This window comes from Cellulosimicrobium sp. PMB13, from assembly GCF_051294865.1.
Taxonomy (GTDB): Bacteria; Actinomycetota; Actinomycetes; order Actinomycetales; family Cellulomonadaceae; genus Cellulosimicrobium.
On sequence record NZ_CP145910.1, the window covers coordinates 2,527,586 to 2,543,182 of the forward strand.

A 15,597-nucleotide genomic window follows, 5' to 3' on the forward strand; every position below is an offset into this window, starting at 1 on the left:
CCGCAGAGCCCGTCGTCCGCGGCGGCCTCGCACCTGTCCCCGGCCTTCCCGCGGCGGGCCCCGTGGGGCTCGGCCTCCCGGCTGCGCGCATGGCAGGCAGCGGCTCTCGAGCTCTACCGCGCGCGCGCACCCCGTGACTTCCTCGCCGTCGCCACCCCCGGTGCCGGCAAGACGACGTTCGCGCTGCGCGTCGCGACCGAGCTCCTCGAGCAGGGGGTCGTGCGGCGGGTGACGGTCGTCGCCCCGACCGAGCACCTCAAGCACCAGTGGGCCGACGCCGCGGCGCGCGTCGGCATCCGCATCGACCCGAACTTCCGCAACAGCCAGGGCCGGCACGGGTCGCACTACGACGGCGTCGCGCTGACGTACGCCCAGGTCGCGGCGAAGCCCGCGCTGCACGCCGCGCGCACGACCGCCGACCGCACGCTCGTCATCCTCGACGAGGTCCACCACGGCGGGGACGCGCTGTCCTGGGGCGAGGCCGTGCGCGAGGCGTTCGAGGACGCGGCCCGCCGCCTGAGCCTCACCGGTACGCCGTTCCGGTCCGACACCGCCGCGATCCCGTTCGTCGAGTACGAGCGAGGCCCCGACGGGATCCGCCGCTCGAAGGCCGACTACACCTACGGGTACGGCGAGGCCCTGCGCGACCACGTCGTGCGGCCCGTGCTCTTCCTCACCTACTCCGGCCAGATGCGCTGGCGCACCAAGGCCGGCGACGAGGTGAGCGCGCGCCTCGGGGAGCCGCTCACGAAGGACATGACCGGCCAGGCGTGGCGCACGGCGCTCGACCCGAACGGCGAGTGGATCCCGTCCGTCCTCGCGGCAGCCGACAAGCGCTTGTCCGAGGTCCGGCGGGCGATCCCCGACGCGGGCGGTCTCGTCATCGCGACGGACCAGACGGACGCACGCGCCTACGCGGGCCATCTCGCGCGCCTCACGGGGCAGTCGCCGACGGTCGTGCTGTCCGACGACGAGGGCGCCAGCGGGCGCATCGAGGAGTTCTCCGACGGCGACCAGCGCTGGATGGTCGCCGTGCGCATGGTGTCCGAGGGCGTGGACGTCCCGCGCCTCGCCGTCGGCGTGTACGCGACCTCGACGTCGACGCCGCTGTTCTTCGCGCAGGCCGTCGGGCGCTTCGTGCGCGCGCGGCGCCGGGGGGAGACGGCGTCGGTGTTCCTCCCGAGCGTCGCGCCGCTGCTCGAGCTCGCGAACGGGCTCGAGGTCGAGCGCGACCACGCGCTCGACCGTCCGCTCACCGCGGAGGAGCAGGGCGAGGGCTTCGACCCGGAGGCGGCGGAGCTCGCCGCGGCGAACCGGGAGGACAAGGCCTCGGGCGAGCTCGTCCAGGGCAGCTTCGAGGCGCTCGAGGCCCAGGCCTCGTTCGACCGCGTCCTGTTCGACGGCGGCGAGTTCGGCACGGGCGCGGACGTGGGCTCCGACGAGGAGCTCGACTTCCTCGGCCTGCCGGGCCTGCTGGACGCCGACCAGGTGACGAGCCTCCTGCGGCAGCGGCAGGCCGACCAGATCAGCGCGCGGTCCAAGAACAAGGTCCCCGCGGAGCGGGAGCGGTCCGAGCTGGAGCACCGGCGCGCGGCCGAGCTGCGCAAGGAGCTCCAGCAGCTCGTCTCGGCGTGGGCACGTCGCAGCGGTCAGCCGCACGGCACGGTCCACAACGAGCTGCGCCGTCGCTGCGGCGGCCCCGAGGTGCCGCTCGCGACCGTGGAGCAGCTCGACGCGCGCGTCAGCCTCGTGCGCGGCTGGTTCGTCGGCAAGAAGTAGTCAGCACCGGGTCGTCAGCCGAGCGTGCGGACCACGGTCGGGATCGCCGGGTCGCCGGCCGAGAGCCGGCGCGCACCGCGGGGCAGCTCGGCGCGCGCCTCGCGGTGCCGGTCCGCCGCGTTCTGCACGCCGTAGGACCCGACCCAGCGCGAGTCCACGGCGCCGTCGACGACGAGCGGGACGTGCAGGGGGCGGACGTCCCCCTCCTCGGTGTCGGGGTCCCACTCGCGCACCTCGAGGTCGGGTCCCGTCACGACGAGCTCCTCGACGGCGCGCCCGTCGTCGCCGTAGCGTCGCGCGGCGACCTTGCGGCCGCCCGTGCTGGTCTTGGCGGTCGACGCCTTGGCCACCGGCTGGAGCACGCCCGACGCGTCCTCGCGCGCGACGAGCTTGTAGACCATGCCGCACGTCGGGGCGCCCGAGCCCGTGACGAGCGACGTGCCGACGCCGTACGAGTCGACCGGCGCCGCAGCGAGCGCCGCGATCGCGTACTCGTCGAGGTCCGAGGTCACGGTGATCTTCGTGCCGCGTGCGCCGAGCGAGTCGAGCTGGCGGCGGACCTCCACCGCGAGCACGCCGAGGTCGCCCGAGTCGAGCCGCACCGCCCCGAGCCCCGTCCCGGCGGCGCGCACCGCGTTCGCGACGCCACGGTGCACGTCGTAGGTGTCGACGAGCAGCGTGGTGCCAGGGCCCTGGGAGGCGACCTGGGACGCGAAGGCCGACTCCTCGTCGTCGTGCAGGAGCGTGAACGCGTGCGCCGCGGTGCCGATGGTCTCGAGGCCGTAGCGGCGCCCCGCCTCGAGGTTGGACGTCGCGGCGAAGCCCGCGACGACGGCCGCGCGAGCGGCGGCGACGGCGGCCTGCTCGTTGGCTCGCCGCGCTCCCATCTCGAGGCACGGCCGCTCGACGGCCGCGCTCGTCATGCGGGACGCGGCGGAGGCCACCGCGGAGTCGTAGTTGAGGATCGACAGCACGAGCGTCTCGAGCACGACCGCCTCGGCGAACGAGCCCTCGACGACCATCACGGGGGACTGGGGGAAGAACACCTCGCCCTCGGCGTACCCGCTGATCGACCCCGTGAACCGGTAGCCGGCGAGGTAGTCGAGGGTGCGGTCGTCCACCACGGAGCGAGCGTGCAGCCAGTCGAGCTCGCGCGCCGAGAACCGGAAGGACGCGAGCGCCTCGAGGACCCGTCCCGTCCCCGCGAGGACGCCGTAGCGCCGTCCCGCCGGAAGGCGCCGGGTGAAGACCTCGAACAGGCAGTGACGGTGCGCCGTGCCGTCGGCGAGCGCCGCCTGGAGCATCGTCAGCTCGTAGCGGTCGGTGAGGAGGGCGGTCGAGGTGCTGGGGCCGGTGTCCGCGGGTGCCGTCGCGCCGTAGGCGTCGAGTCCGGCGTCGAGTCCGGTGTCGAGTCCAGGGGCGAGGGCGGCCCGGAGGGCGGCGGTGCCCCGGTCGTTCAGGCTCATGCGGAACACGGTAGGGCAGACGGGTCCGTCTCGGGCGGTGACGTGCCCGCGAATACAGTGGTGGGGTGAACCTCCCCCCGATCTTCACCCGCGCCGCCGTGCCCCGGCTCTCCGTCGCGGTCCCCGACGAGGCGACGCGCACGGACCTCGACGTGGCCGCCGACAGCCCGTGGGTCACGCTCGTCTGGAACGACCCGGTGAACCTCATGAGCTACGTCGCGTACGTGTTCGAGTCGTACTTCGGGTACTCCACGTCCCGCGCGAACGAGCTGATGCTCCAGGTGCACCACGAGGGCCGCGCGGCGGTCTCGACCGGCACGCGCGAGCGCATGGAGGTGGACGTGCAGGCCATGCACGGGTTCGGCCTGTGGGCGACGATGCAGCGGAGCGACGAGGCATGAGGCCGTTCCGCACCGACGAGCTCGGGTACGTCGCGGAGCTGGAGCCGTCCGAGCGCATCGTGCTGGCGCAGCTCGCGGGCGACGTCGCGCAGATGCTGCAGGAGCACGCGCCGGTCGACGGTCCCGGGGCTCGGGGCGACGCCGACGCGGGGGACGGGTCCGAGGGCGTCGAGGCCTGGGCGCCTCCCGGGTGGACGGGTCCCGCTCCCCGCGCGACGGGGTCGGGCGCGCCGCGGTCCGACCGCAGGGCGCCGCTCGACCCGGCGGTGCGCCGGCTGCTCCCGGCGGCGTCCGACGACGCCGCGGTCGCGGCCGAGTTCCGCCGGTTCACGCAGGACGACCTGGCGGGGGAGAAGATCGACCGGCTCGTGCTGCTGGGCCAGATGCTCGTGGACGGCGAGCCGACGCACGCCGCCCCCTTCGTCGTGCCGCGCGACACCGCCAAGCGGGTCGCGGGCGCCCTGACGGACGTGCGCCTCGTGCTCGCGGAGCGTCTCGACCTGCGGACCGACGAGCAGGTCGAGGGCCTGTACGACGAGCTCGACGCGGAGGGCGACGACGGCCCGGACGACGAGCTCGACGTCGACGGGCTCGCGGCCCGACGGTTCCTCGTGAGCGTGTTCCTCCTCACCGGGCTGCTGCAGGAGTCCCTCGTCGAGGGCATGCTCGCCGACCTGCGGGCGAGGCGCGGTCGCGACGGGGACAGCCGCGGCTGATCGTCGCGCGGCCCGCTGTGGGCGCTGCCACAGCCCGACGGCGCGCGCACGGGCGGTCGTCCGGCGCGGGTCGCACTAGGCTCGGGCGCGTGAACGACGCTCCCATCGGCATCTTCGACTCGGGCGTGGGCGGGCTCACGGTGGCCCGCTCGATCCTCGACCAGCTGCCGAACGAGTCGCTCCTCTACATGGGGGACACCGCCAACGGCCCGTACGGCCCGAAGCCGCTCGCGGCCGTCCGCGCGATGGCGCTCGCGGTCATGGACCGGCTCGTCGACGACGGCGTGAAGATGCTCGTCATCGCGTGCAACTCGGCGTCGGCGGTCGTGCTGCCCGACGCCCGCGAGCGGTACACCGTGCGGCGCGGCATCCCCGTGGTCGAGGTCGTCCTGCCCGCCGCGCGCCGGGCGGTGCTCGCGACGCGCTCGGGTCACATCGGGGTCATCGGCACGAAGGCGACCGTCGACTCGCGCGCGTACGACGACGCGTTCGCCGTGACGCCCGGGCTGCAGATCACGACGCGGGCGTGCCCGGCGTTCGTCCCGCTCATCGAGGAAGGCGTCACGTCCGGCCCCGAGGTGATGGCGGTCGCGCACGAGTACCTCGACCCGATCAAGGCGGCCGGCGTCGACACGCTCGTGCTGGGCTGCACGCACTACCCGCTCCTCACGGGCGCGATCTCCTACGTCATGGGGGAGGACGTCACGCTCGTGTCGAGCGCCGAGGAGACCGCCAAGGACGTGTACCGCACGCTCGTCGCGCACGACCTCGAGCGCTCGCGCGACGCCGGTCCGCCGCTGCACCGCTTCCTCGCGACCGGCAGCGCCGAGCCGTTCGAGCACCTCGCGCGCCGGTTCCTCGGTCCTGAGGTCCTCACCGTGGAGGCGGCCTGATGCGTCTCGTCACGGTCGGGTGCTCCGGGTCGTTCGCGGGCCCGGCCTCGCCCGCGTCGTCGTACCTGGTCCAGGTCTCCGCCGCCGAGGCGGCCGCTGCGGGCCACGAGGAGCGTGACTGGAGCGTCGTGCTCGACCTCGGGAACGGCTCGCTGGGCGCCCTCCAGCAGTTCGTCGACCCGCTCGACCTCGACGCCGTCGCGCTCTCGCACCTGCACCCGGACCACTTCGTCGACGTGTGCGGCCTGTACGTGTACCTGCGCTACCACCCGACGCGCGGCTCCGCCCGGACGGGCGTGCCGTCGCGGCTGCCCGTGCTCGGGCCGGTCGACACCGGCGCACGCCTCGACGCCGCCTACGGCGCGGAGCCCGGCGACGGGCTCGCGCACGAGCTCGACGTGCGGACCTGGGAGCCCGGGACCGCGGTCGCCGTGGGGCCGCTGACGCTCGAGCCGTACCGCGTGTTCCACCCGGTCGAGGCGTACGGCGTGCGGGTCACCGGGCCGTCGACCCTCCGGCCGGGCGAGCGGGCGGTCCTCGCGTACACGGGGGACACCGACGCGTGCGACGGCGTCGTGGAGCTCGCGCGCGACGCCGACCTGCTCCTGTCGGAGGCGGCGTTCCACGAGGGCCGCGACGACGCCGTCGAGCGGGGCATCCACCTCACCGGGCGGCGGGCCGGGGAGGTCGCGACCGCGGCGGGCGCCCGCCGCCTCGTGCTCACCCATCTCCCGGCCTGGAACGACCCCGACCGCTCCCGGGCGGAGGCCCGTGACGTCTACCCGGGCCCGGTCGACGTCGCGACGACAGGCGCCGAGTTCCTGCTCTGACCGGTGAGTGCTGGGTATCTGTCGTCCGGACGACGCCCTGGCGACGAATACCCAGCACTCAGCGGGCGGGGTGCGGTCGGTAGGGTGGGCGCATGACCTCCCCTGACCTTTCCGGCGGCTCCGTGCTGCGCGTCGACGGCCGCACACCCGACCAGCTCCGTCCCGTGACCATCACGCGCAACTGGCTCGACCAGGCGGAGGGCAGCGTCCTCGTCGAGTTCGGGCGCACGCGCGTGCTGTGCGCCGCGTCGTTCACCGAGGGCGTCCCGCGCTGGCGCAAGGGCTCGGGCGAGGGCTGGGTCACGGCCGAGTACGCGATGCTGCCGCGCGCCACGAACGAGCGCAGCCAGCGCGAGTCGGTCAAGGGGAAGATCGGCGGCCGGACGCACGAGATCTCGCGGCTCATCGGGCGCTCTCTGCGCGCGGTCATCGACGTCTCCGCGCTCGGCGAGAACACGATCGTCCTCGACTGCGACGTGCTCCAGGCGGACGGCGGCACGCGCACCGCCGCGATCACGGGCGCCTACGTCGCGCTCGCCGACGCCGTCGCGTGGGGCCAGCGCCACGGGCACGTGAAGTCCGCCGGCAAGCCGGTGCTGACGGACTCCGTCGCGGCCGTGAGCGTCGGGATCATCGGCGGTGTGCCCATGCTCGACCTCCCGTACGTCGAGGACGTGCGCGCCGAGACGGACATGAACGTCGTCACGACGGGCGCCGGGACGTTCGTCGAGGTGCAGGGCACGGCCGAGCACGCGCCGTTCGACCGCGCCGAGCTCGACGCGCTCCTCGACCTCGCGGTCGCGGGCACTGCGCAGCTCACCGCGATCCAGCGCGCCGCTCTCGAGGCCGGCGCGTGAGCGGGACGGGACCGGCGGACGTCGCTCCGGCACCCGGCGCGCCCGTCCAGGTGCCCGACGGCGCACGCCTCGTCCTCGCGACGCACAACCGGGGCAAGCTCGCCGAGCTGCGCGCCATCCTGGCGGCCGAGCTCGACGCCCACCCGGGGCTCGCGCTGGCGCCGGAGCAGGTCGTGAGCGCCGGCGACGTCGGCGCGCCCGAGCCCGTCGAGGACGGCGTGACGTTCGCCGAGAACGCGCTCATCAAGGCGCGCGCGCTCGCCGCGGCCACCGGTCTGCCGGCCGTCGCGGACGACTCGGGCCTCGCCGTCGACGTCCTGGGCGGCGCGCCCGGCATCTTCAGCGCCCGCTGGGCCGGTCGGCACGGCGACGACGTCGCGAACCTCGAGCTCCTCCTCGCCCAGCTGCGCGACGTCCGCGCCGAGCACCGCGGGGCGGGGTTCGTGTGCGCGGCGGCGCTCGTCACGCCCGACGGCCGGGAGGTCGTCCGGACGGGGGAGATGCGCGGAGTGCTCCTCGACGCGCCGCGCGGCGAGAACGGGTTCGGCTACGACCCGATCCTCGAGCCGACGGACCAGCCGGGAGCAGCGACCGGCGCTGCGGGACACGCGGGGCCGCGGCGCTCTGCCGCCGAGCTGAGCCCGGCCGAGAAGAACGCGATCAGCCACCGCGGCACCGCGTTCCGCGCGCTGGCGCCGGAGATCGTCGCCGCGCTCGCGCCGAGGTAGCTCCTGGCCGACCCGCCGGCGACGGCCCACGCCCGCGGCCCACGGCCGACGACCAGGTGGCGCGGCCGCCGTCGGAGAGGGTGCTCGCGGGGTGCGTCAGCGCCCGGACAGCTCGCGCTCGCGGCGGCGCCGGTCGGCCGGGCGCAGCACGTCGACGAGCGCGACGACGCCGCGCCACCCGAGCATCGTGACGCCGAGCACCGCGAGCGACACGAGCTGGAACGCCGGCGCCACGCCCTGGCCCGTCAGCACGCGCAGCAGCACCCCGAGCGCCCAGGCGCACGCCCACACGACGACGCCCGTGGGCCAGAGGCGCCACGGCCGACGCCACGCCCGCGTCGCGAGCCACCCCACGAGCGCCCCGGCGGCGAACGGCCAGGCGACGAAGAGCAGCCGGGCGATCCCCTCGCCCGGTGTGTGCGCCGCGAGGCCGCCGGACGCGAGCACGAGCACGCACGCGACGTCGGCCAGCGCGGCGAGCACGACGAGACCGGGCCGGGCGCGTCCGGCGTCGACGCCGGACGACGGCGCAGGGGTGGGCAGGCGGTCGTCGGGCACGGTGCTCATGGATCGACCGTACCCGCGAGATCGACCCGTCGGACGCGAGGTCGACCCTCAGAAGGTCGACCTCGCGACGCCCAGGTCGATCTCGCGGCAGGCACGCCGCGCACGCCATGCACCGGTGCCGCCTAGGGTTGTCCCGTGCACCTCGCAGCCGACGACCTCGCCTTCTCCTACCCGGGGCGTCCCGTGCTCGACGGCGTGAGCGTGCGTGTCGCGGAGGGGACCCGGCTCGGCGTGGTCGGGGAGAACGGGACGGGGAAGTCGACGCTCCTGCACGTGCTGTCCGGCGACCTCGTGCCGAGCAGGGGCGAGGTGCGGCGCGCGGGCGACCTGGCCGTCGTCGAGCAGGAGCTCGCCGTCGCCCCGGGCCAGACCGTCGGCGACCTGGTGCACGCGACGCTCGCCGAGCTGCGCGCCGTGGCCGCCGCCCTCGACGCCGCCGCACGGGACTTCGACCACGACACGGGCGACCTCGCCGAGCTCACCGCGATCCTCGCGCGCGCGGAGCACCTCGCGGTGTGGGACGCCGACCGCCGCGTCGACGTCGCGCTGTCCCGGCTGGCCGCGTGCCGGGACCGCGACCGCGAGCTCGCGACGCTGTCCGTGGGGGAGCGCTACCGGGTGCGGCTCGCGTGCCGCCTCGCCGAGCGCGCCGAGCTCCTCCTCCTCGACGAGCCGACGAACCACCTCGACACGAGCGGCATCGACTTCCTCACGGGCGAGCTCGTCGCGTGGCGCGGCGGGGTCGTCATGGTCACGCACGACCGCCAGCTCCTCGACGACGTCGCCACCGAGATCCTCGACCTCGACCCCTCGATGGACGGCAGGCCGGTCCTCTACGGCCAGCCGGGCTACCTCGCGTACCGGTTCGCGAAGAACCAGGCGCTGCACCGCTGGCGTCAGCGCTACCGCGCCGAGCGCAAGCGCGCGGACAAGCTCGCCCAGGTTCTCGACGCGTCGTACGAGGGGCTGTCCGACGAGTGGCGCCCGCCCAAGGGCAGCCAGAAGCACCGCCGCGCCACGCGCGCCCGCATCCACGTCAAGGCCGCGGACCGGATGATCCAGAAGCTGGAGGCCGAGTCGGTCGAGGTCCCCGTGCCCCCGCTGCAGCTCACGTTCCCCGAGCTGCCCGCCATGTCCCCGGGGTGGAACCCGGCCGACCCCGTCGCGGAGCTGCGCAGCCCGCGCGTCGGTTCCGACGACGCACCGCGCCTCGACCTGCCGGGGACCCGGGTCGCGATCCCGCCGTCGGGGCGCCTTCTCGTCACCGGGCCCAACGGGAGCGGCAAGTCGACGTTCCTCGCGGCGCTCGCGGGCCGCGTCGCGCTCGACCGGGGCACCCGGGACGTGGTCGACGGCGCGCGGCTCGGCGTCGTCGCGCAGGAGGGCCCCGACCTGCCCGCCGGGGCGGAGGAGCGCACGGGCTTCGACGAGTACGGCCGGGAGGCGCTCGAGCTGCTCGAGGCCGGGCGCCTCGACACCGACCACCTCGTGCCCGTCGCGTTCCTCGGTCTGCTCACGGAGGAGGACCTCGACCGACCGCTGCGCGAGCTGTCCGCGGGTCAGCGCCGCCGGTTCGACCTGGCCCGCGCGCTGCTCGCCGCGCCGCACGTGCTGATCCTCGACGAGCCGACGAACCACCTGTCGATCGACCTCGTCGACGAGCTCACGCAGGCGCTGCGCGTGACGCCCGCGGCCGTCGTCGTCGCGACGCACGACCGCCGCATGCGCGAGGACTTCGAGGACTGGCCCCGGCTCGAGCTCGCGGGCTGAGCCGGCCCGGCGCGGGGCTCAGACGCGCGGCGCGCTCCCGGCCGGGGCCAGGGCGGCGGCCAGCGACCGCCCCCACGACTCGGCGCGGTCGAGCTCGCCCTCGTCGAGCGGGCCCTCGACGTCGCCGACGTAGAACGAGGCGGGCGGCGTGAGCATGCGGTAGCCCGCGCGTCGCAGCACCTTGGCGGCCCCGCGCGCCGCCGAGCCCGGCAGCGGCTTGACCTTCGTGACCCGCGTGTCGAAGGTCGCCACGAGGCCCGCGTCGGCCGAACGGGGCACCGCCTCGACCCACTCGCGCAGGCCGCGGGTCCGTCGCGAGACCTCGCCGGTCGCGCGCTGCACGGCGTCGGCACGCGTCGCCGGGCGCGTCATCCCGAACGCGTGCGTCGGCCCACCCGCGACGAGCAGGTCGGCCCCGGGCAGCGCACCCGGTGCGGCGGCCGGGTCGTCGACGTCGAGCACCGTGACCCGCACCCCGTCGGCCAGCCCTCGCGCGACCGCGCGCGCGACACGCTCGCTGTTGCCGTACATCGACTCGTACACCACGACCGCGTCCATGACCGCTCCTTCGTCCCCGTGCCCGACGTGCGGGCGTCCTCCTCCCACGGTCGGCCGTCGGCGCCCGGCGCGGCAGGGGCGGCGGTCACGCCGCGGCGGGACCTCGGTCCCTGCGCTCGTCGCCCGCGTCGCCGCTCCTGACCGGGCGTCCGCGCGTCAGGGCGCGGGGCGCAGTCGCGAGTCCACGACCTTCACGAGCCACGCGAGGCCGAGGAAGACCACCGCGACCACCGCGGTGTTCACCAGGGCGCGCCCGTACCCGAGCTGGCTCACGTCGAGGAACGGGTACGGGTACCAGTCGACGACGGCACCCCGCGCGAAGGTGTACGCGATCCACGCGAGCGGGTACACGACGGACCACCAGACGGTCGCGGCTGTCACGGCCGGGCGCGGGCCGACCAGGCCCCACGCGGCGACGGCCAGCAGCGGGGACAGCAGGTGCAGCAGCAGGTTGGACACCTGACCGGCGGCGGACAGCTCCTGGAGACCGCGCAGCACGGTGTTGTAGACGATCCCGGTCACGGCGATGCACAGCAGGGCGTCGAGCCGCGCGACACGGAAGACCCGGCCGTCGCGTCGCGGGTCGAGCGCGAGCAGCAGCGACACGATCCCGACGAGCACGTTGGACTGGATCGTGAAGTAGCTGAAGAGCCGGACGATGCGCTCGGCGTGGCTCGGTGCCGTCCCGGCACCACCGGTGAGCGCGATGACGAGCTCCATCGCGACCCCGGTCAGCGCGACGAGCGCGACGAGCCCGTGCAGCGTCCGCGCCACGCCGACACCGGACCGGCGACCGGGCGACGCGACGTCGTGCCGGACCGGCCCCGCGGCGTCGGTCACGGGAGGCGGCCCACGTGGGCCATCGCCTGCCGGAGCAGCACCCCCTGGCCCCCGCGCATCTCGAGCTGGACCTCGTCGCTGCACGCCTGCTCGGGCGTGAGCCACGCGAGCTCGAGAGCGTTCTGCTGCGGGCGGCAGTCGCCGGACACCGGCACCACGTACGCGAGCGAGACCGCGTGCTGACGGGGGTCGTGGTACGAGGTGATGCCCGGGGTGGGGAAGTACTCGGCGACGGTGAAGGGCTGCGGCGAGGCCGGGACCTGGGGGAGGGCGACCGGTCCGAGGTCCTTCTCGATGTGCCGCAGCAGCGCGTCGCGGATGCGCTCGTGGAACATGACCCGGCCCGAGACGAGCGCTCGCGTCATCATGCCGTCGGGAGCGACGCGCAGCAGGAGCCCGACCGCGACGACGTCCCCCGAGTCGTCGACGCGCACGGGGATCGCGTCGACGTACACCAGGGGCAGCTGCGAGCGCACGACGGCGATCTCCTCGGGCGTGAGCCACCCCGCGGGCTGCGGGTTGTCGTTCGAGAAGTCGTCGGGCGGGAAGTCGGCGGTGTCGGTCACGCGACTGTTCTACCCCGACCGGCGGGTCGGAGCGAGTCCGTCGGCCTCAACGGGCTGGGACGACCGGCTCGCTGAAGCGGGCGACGAGCTCGACCAGCAGCCGTTCCGCGACCGGTCCGGGCAGCGCCTCCATGACCGCGAGCAGCGGGGCGAGGCTCGCCGGCAGCGCCAGGTCACCCTGCTCGCCGGGGTCGTCGAGCAGAGCCCCGCGCAGGACGGCCCAGATCTCGTCGGCGCCTGCGTCCGCCAGGTGCGCGACCGCCTGCTCGGGCGACGCTCCGAGCGCGGAGGCGAGGCGGGCGAGCACGTCGTCGGCCGCGGGCCGTGGGACGCCCCGCGCCGCGTCGGCTCCCGCGCGCAGCGCGAGGACCAGGTCCTCCACCACCGACTCCGTGACCGGTGTGACCGTCAGGTGCGTCGTGTGCGGCAGACGGGTGCCGTCGACCTGCACGAGGCCGGGTTGCGGCTGCAGGACCCAGCCGTGCGCGCGGACGGCGTCCGCCCAGACGTGCGGGTCGACGCGCCGGTCGGGAGCGACGGCGTCGTCGGTCGCGACGGCGAGCAGCGGGCCGCTCGGGGTCCCGACGACCCGCAGCCCGTCGATCTCACCCACCGCCGCGGCGAGCGCCCGGGTGGCGCGCACGCAGCGTCCGGTGAGCGCCGTGTAGCCGTCGGTCCCGAGCGCCTGGCTGACGGCCCACGCGGCGGCGAGCGGTGCGGCCGACCGCGAGCCCGACGTGGTCGTGTTGACCACGGGGTAGCCGGGCCACGCGGTCGTCGCGAAGAACTGGCGGCGCTGGCGGTCCCGTCCGCGCACGAGCAGGACCGACGCGCCCTTGGGCGCGTAGCCGTACTTGTGGACGTCGGCGGAGATGCTGGTCACGCCAGGGACGGCGAAGTCGAACGCGGGCAGCGGGTCGCCTCCCGCGCCCTCCCAGAACGGCAGGACCCAGCCGCCCACGCACGCGTCGACGTGCACGGGCACCCCCAGCTCGTGGGCGGCGCCCGCGATCTCGCTCACGGGGTCCACCACGCCGTGCGGGTACGACGGCGCGGACACGACCACGAGCGCGACGTCGCCCGGCCCGCCGTCCGGGCCGGAGCGCAGCTCCGCGAGGGTCCGTGCGACGTCCGCCCGGCCCGTCGCCGGGTCGACCGGCAGCGCCGTGAGGCCGACGCCGAGGTACTGCGCCGCCTTGCGGAACGCGGCGTGCACGCTCGTCGGGACGACGACGCGCGGGCGCACGCCCGGGTGCTCGGCGGCGAACGCGTCGCGCGCGATCTTCACCGCGAGGAGGCAGCTCTCCGTGCCGCCCGACGTCACGGAGCCCACCACCGCGCCCGGACCGTCGTCGGGTCCGTGGAGCATGCTGCGCGCGAACCCGACGAGCTCGCGCTCCATGACGGCGACCGACGTGAACGTCGTCGGGTCGAGCCCGTTGACGGGCTGCACCGCGCGCGCGGCGGCGGCCGCGAGCTCGTCGAGCTCCGCGAGGCCGGGGTCGTAGACGTAGGACAGCACGTGCCCGCCGTGCGTCGGGGCGTCTGCGGCGCGCAGCGCGGCGAGACGCTCGAGGATGCCGTCGGTCCGGACCGGGACGTCCGTCGCGTCGGCGCGTCGAGGGCGCGGGTCAGTCGGGTCGTCGCTCGGCAGGGTGGTCACGCGGCAGCTCCGGTGCGGTGTCGTCGATGTCCCCCTGGCGCAGACCGTACCGCAGCAGCGGGACGAGGCTCACCAGCACCAGGACGGCCGGGAGGAGCGAGAACGACAGCGCGACGCCGTCGACGGCGGCGGCCGGCTGGGCGACCGTCTCCCCGGCGCGGCTCGAGACGTAGCCGGTCAGCGCCAGCACGACGGACAGCACGGCCGGGCCGAGCGCCATGCCCGTCGTCTCGCCCGCGGTCCAGACCCCGCTGAAGGTCCCGCCCCGGCCCGCGCCGTTGTCCCGCGCGTCCCGGTCGATGACGTCCGGCAGCATCGCGAGCGGCAGGGCCTGCATGCCCGCGTACGCGACGCCCGCGAGCGCCGTCGGCACGTAGACCCAGGCACCCGGGGCCCACGCGAGCGGCACCATGCCGAGCGCCGCCACCGCGAACAGGACCGTCGCGACGACGAACGCCCGCTCCTTGCCGTCGCGGCGCGCGAGACGCGTCCACAGCGGCATGCACGCGAGAGCCGGGGCGATGAGGGCCGCGAACAGCAGGCTCACCGCGGCCTCGTCGCGCAGGATGTAGCGGGCGACGTAGGCCGCACCCGCGAGCATGAGCCCGGTCGCGACCGCCTGGAGGAAGAACGTGGCCAGGAGCGTGCGGAACGGGCGGGACCGGCGCAGCGCGCCCGCCGCGTCGCGCACCGCCGCCAGCCAGGCACCCCGGGCGGTCGCGGGCTGCGCCTCGACCGCGGTCCCCGAGACGGTGGCCGTCCGAGGTGCCGTCCGAGCGGCGACGAGCATGCCCGCACCGATGACGGCCCCCGCCACCACGCCCATGAGGAGGTAGCCCGAGAGCGACTCGCCGTCGCCGCGCAGGATCGGGCCTCCCGCGCCGAACAGCAGGATCGCGAACGCCAGCGCCGCGACGCGCCACGCGAGCAGGCGCGTCCGCCCGTCGTACGACAGGCCCATCTCGGCGGGCAGCGCGATGTACGGGACCTGGAAGAGGCTGAACGCCGTCGCGCAGAGCAGGAACGCCACGAGGACCCACAGCGCTGCGGCCGTCGTGCCCGCGGAGGCAGGGACCGCGAACGTCAGCGCGAAGAGCACCGGGAGCGCGAGCGCGCCGATCGTCATGAACCTCCGGCGCGACCCGGTCCGCGCGAGGTCGCGGTCCGAGCCGTACCCGATGAACGGGTCGACGAGGACGTCCCACACCTTCGCGCCCGTGACGATGAGGCCCGCGACCGCCGCGGGCACGGCGAGCGCGTCCGTCAGGTACACGAGCAGCACGAGGCCGGGCAGGGTGCCGAAGCCCCCCGTGCCGACCGACCCGGCGGCGTACCCGGCGATCGTCCGGCGGGACGGGTCCCCGGCGACGACGTCGCGCGGACCGGGAGGCGTGGTGGCGTTCGTCACAGCGTCAGCGTAGGGGGTGCCGAGGCGGTCCAGGCGGCGCAGCACCGGGGAATACCCGCGTGCGTGCGGTTGCTGCACCCTCTAGACCCCGAGACCTCCTGGAGGACAGCCATGGCCACGCAGACCCTCACCGAGTCGACGTTCGAGCAGACGATCACGGACAACGACATCGTCCTGGTCGACTTCTGGGCGGACTGGTGCGGACCGTGCAAGATGTTCGCGCCCGTGTTCGAGGCGTCGTCGGAGGAGAACCCCGACGTCGTGCACGGCAAGATCGACACCGAGGCCGAGCGCGCGCTCGCCGCGGCCGCCAACATCACGTCCATCCCGACGCTCATGGCGTTCCGCGAGGGCATCCTCGTCTTCTCGCAGCCCGGCGCGCTCCCCGCGCCCGCGCTCAAGCAGGTCGTCGACGCCGTAAAGGGCCTCGACATGGAGGACGTGCGCCGGCAGATCGCCGCCGCGAGTGACGGGACGCCGGCTCAGGACGCCTGACCCTCGGTCCCGTCCGGACGCCCGCTCAGGTCGTGCGCCCGGTCGGGCTCCGGGAGGGCG

16 protein-coding genes are annotated in these 15,597 nt (G+C 75.3%); 9 read left to right on the plus strand and 7 right to left on the minus strand.

Annotated elements, in window-relative coordinates; genetic code table 11:
* Nucleotides 1–33: 33 nt before the first annotated feature.
* Entirely contained in the window at nt 34–1,779 is a 1,746-nt protein-coding gene (locus V5D56_RS11370; RefSeq protein ID WP_435739010.1) for a DEAD/DEAH box helicase, read from the plus strand.
* A gap of 14 nt (nt 1,780–1,793) precedes the next feature.
* On the opposite strand, the gene V5D56_RS11375 is transcribed toward V5D56_RS11370, so the two are convergent.
* Nucleotides 1,794–3,245 carry a nicotinate phosphoribosyltransferase gene (locus tag V5D56_RS11375; RefSeq protein WP_435735455.1) on the minus strand — a complete coding sequence of 484 codons (1,452 nt, stop codon included), beginning with the start codon at nt 3,243–3,245 and terminating at the stop codon, nt 1,794–1,796.
* Between the two features lie 65 nt (nt 3,246–3,310).
* Here V5D56_RS11375 and clpS point away from each other — a divergent pair, with 65 nt between their 5' ends.
* The 6 genes from clpS (at nt 3,311) to V5D56_RS11405 (ending at nt 7,670) form a co-directional block, all read left to right on the plus strand.
* Nucleotides 3,311–3,646: an ATP-dependent Clp protease adapter ClpS gene (gene clpS / locus V5D56_RS11380; protein WP_435735456.1), complete on the plus strand. Its 336-nt coding sequence runs from the start codon at nt 3,311–3,313 to the stop codon at nt 3,644–3,646.
* On the plus strand, nt 3,643–4,362 hold the full coding sequence (locus V5D56_RS11385) for a DUF2017 family protein (RefSeq protein WP_435735457.1): 720 nt from the start codon (nt 3,643–3,645) through the stop codon (nt 4,360–4,362). Before clpS ends, V5D56_RS11385 begins: the two co-directional genes overlap by 4 nt.
* An 89-nt stretch (nt 4,363–4,451) precedes the next feature.
* Nucleotides 4,452–5,255: a glutamate racemase gene (murI, locus tag V5D56_RS11390; RefSeq protein ID WP_435735458.1), complete on the plus strand. Its 804-nt coding sequence runs from the start codon at nt 4,452–4,454 to the stop codon at nt 5,253–5,255.
* Nucleotides 5,255–6,085 (plus strand): MBL fold metallo-hydrolase, encoded by an 831-nt coding sequence (locus V5D56_RS11395; RefSeq protein WP_435735459.1) that lies wholly within the window; start codon nt 5,255–5,257, stop codon nt 6,083–6,085. The genes murI and V5D56_RS11395 overlap by 1 nt, the downstream gene beginning before the upstream one ends.
* 92 nt (nt 6,086–6,177) lie before the next feature.
* Nucleotides 6,178–6,942, plus strand: coding sequence for a ribonuclease PH (gene rph / locus V5D56_RS11400; RefSeq protein WP_435735460.1), 765 nt, complete (start codon nt 6,178–6,180; stop codon nt 6,940–6,942).
* The gene (locus V5D56_RS11405) at nt 6,939–7,670 is read left to right on the plus strand and encodes a non-canonical purine NTP pyrophosphatase (RefSeq protein ID WP_435735461.1); all 732 of its coding nucleotides are present in this window, start codon (nt 6,939–6,941) and stop codon (nt 7,668–7,670) included. Before rph ends, V5D56_RS11405 begins: the two co-directional genes overlap by 4 nt.
* A gap of 96 nt (nt 7,671–7,766) precedes the next feature.
* Here V5D56_RS11405 and V5D56_RS11410 read toward each other — a convergent pair whose 3' ends face one another.
* On the minus strand, nt 7,767–8,237 hold the full coding sequence (locus V5D56_RS11410) for a DUF3054 domain-containing protein (protein WP_435735462.1): 471 nt from the start codon (nt 8,235–8,237) through the stop codon (nt 7,767–7,769).
* Between the two features lie 135 nt (nt 8,238–8,372).
* On the opposite strand from V5D56_RS11410, the gene V5D56_RS11415 reads away from it, so the two are divergent.
* Nucleotides 8,373–10,007, plus strand: a complete 1,635-nt coding sequence (locus V5D56_RS11415) for an ABC-F family ATP-binding cassette domain-containing protein (protein ID WP_435735463.1) — start codon at nt 8,373–8,375, stop codon at nt 10,005–10,007.
* A gap of 18 nt (nt 10,008–10,025) precedes the next feature.
* Here the strand turns inward: V5D56_RS11415 and V5D56_RS11420 are convergent, their stop codons facing one another.
* The 5 genes from V5D56_RS11420 to V5D56_RS11440 all read right to left on the minus strand — a co-directional run bounded on the left by V5D56_RS11420 (nt 10,026) and on the right by V5D56_RS11440 (nt 15,042).
* Nucleotides 10,026–10,565: a flavodoxin domain-containing protein gene (locus tag V5D56_RS11420; RefSeq protein WP_435735464.1), complete on the minus strand. Its 540-nt coding sequence runs from the start codon at nt 10,563–10,565 to the stop codon at nt 10,026–10,028.
* A 156-nt stretch (nt 10,566–10,721) separates the two neighbouring features.
* Nucleotides 10,722–11,405 (minus strand): Pr6Pr family membrane protein, encoded by a 684-nt coding sequence (locus tag V5D56_RS11425; RefSeq protein WP_435735465.1) that lies wholly within the window; start codon nt 11,403–11,405, stop codon nt 10,722–10,724.
* A complete protein-coding gene (locus tag V5D56_RS11430; protein ID WP_435735466.1) occupies nt 11,402–11,971 on the minus strand; it encodes an NUDIX hydrolase family protein in 570 nt (189 codons plus the stop codon). The genes V5D56_RS11425 and V5D56_RS11430 overlap by 4 nt, the downstream gene beginning before the upstream one ends.
* A 46-nt stretch (nt 11,972–12,017) precedes the next feature.
* A complete protein-coding gene (locus V5D56_RS11435; protein ID WP_435735467.1) occupies nt 12,018–13,634 on the minus strand; it encodes a pyridoxal phosphate-dependent decarboxylase family protein in 1,617 nt (538 codons plus the stop codon).
* The gene (locus tag V5D56_RS11440; protein ID WP_435735468.1) at nt 13,603–15,042 is read right to left on the minus strand and encodes an MFS transporter; all 1,440 of its coding nucleotides are present in this window, start codon (nt 15,040–15,042) and stop codon (nt 13,603–13,605) included. The genes V5D56_RS11435 and V5D56_RS11440 overlap by 32 nt, the downstream gene beginning before the upstream one ends.
* A 111-nt stretch (nt 15,043–15,153) precedes the next feature.
* On the opposite strand from V5D56_RS11440, the gene trxA reads away from it, so the two are divergent.
* Nucleotides 15,154–15,537 (plus strand): thioredoxin, encoded by a 384-nt coding sequence (gene trxA, locus V5D56_RS11445; protein ID WP_435735469.1) that lies wholly within the window; start codon nt 15,154–15,156, stop codon nt 15,535–15,537.
* Nucleotides 15,538–15,597 lie beyond the last annotated feature (60 nt).

What these genes read in the sequence shown, in the direction of transcription:
- V5D56_RS11375 (WP_435735455.1), bottom strand. Translation starts at nt 3,245, where the DNA reads ATGAGCCTGAACGACCGGGGCACCGCCGCCCTCCGGGCCGCCCTCGCC.
- V5D56_RS11385 (WP_435735457.1), top strand. Translation starts at nt 3,643, where the DNA reads ATGAGGCCGTTCCGCACCGACGAGCTCGGGTACGTCGCGGAGCTGGAG.
- V5D56_RS11395 (WP_435735459.1), top strand. Translation starts at nt 5,255, where the DNA reads ATGCGTCTCGTCACGGTCGGGTGCTCCGGGTCGTTCGCGGGCCCGGCC.
- rph (WP_435735460.1), top strand. Translation starts at nt 6,178, where the DNA reads ATGACCTCCCCTGACCTTTCCGGCGGCTCCGTGCTGCGCGTCGACGGC.
- V5D56_RS11410 (WP_435735462.1), bottom strand. Translation starts at nt 8,237, where the DNA reads ATGAGCACCGTGCCCGACGACCGCCTGCCCACCCCTGCGCCGTCGTCC.
- V5D56_RS11420 (WP_435735464.1), bottom strand. Translation starts at nt 10,565, where the DNA reads ATGGACGCGGTCGTGGTGTACGAGTCGATGTACGGCAACAGCGAGCGT.
- trxA (WP_435735469.1), top strand. Translation starts at nt 15,154, where the DNA reads ATGGCCACGCAGACCCTCACCGAGTCGACGTTCGAGCAGACGATCACG.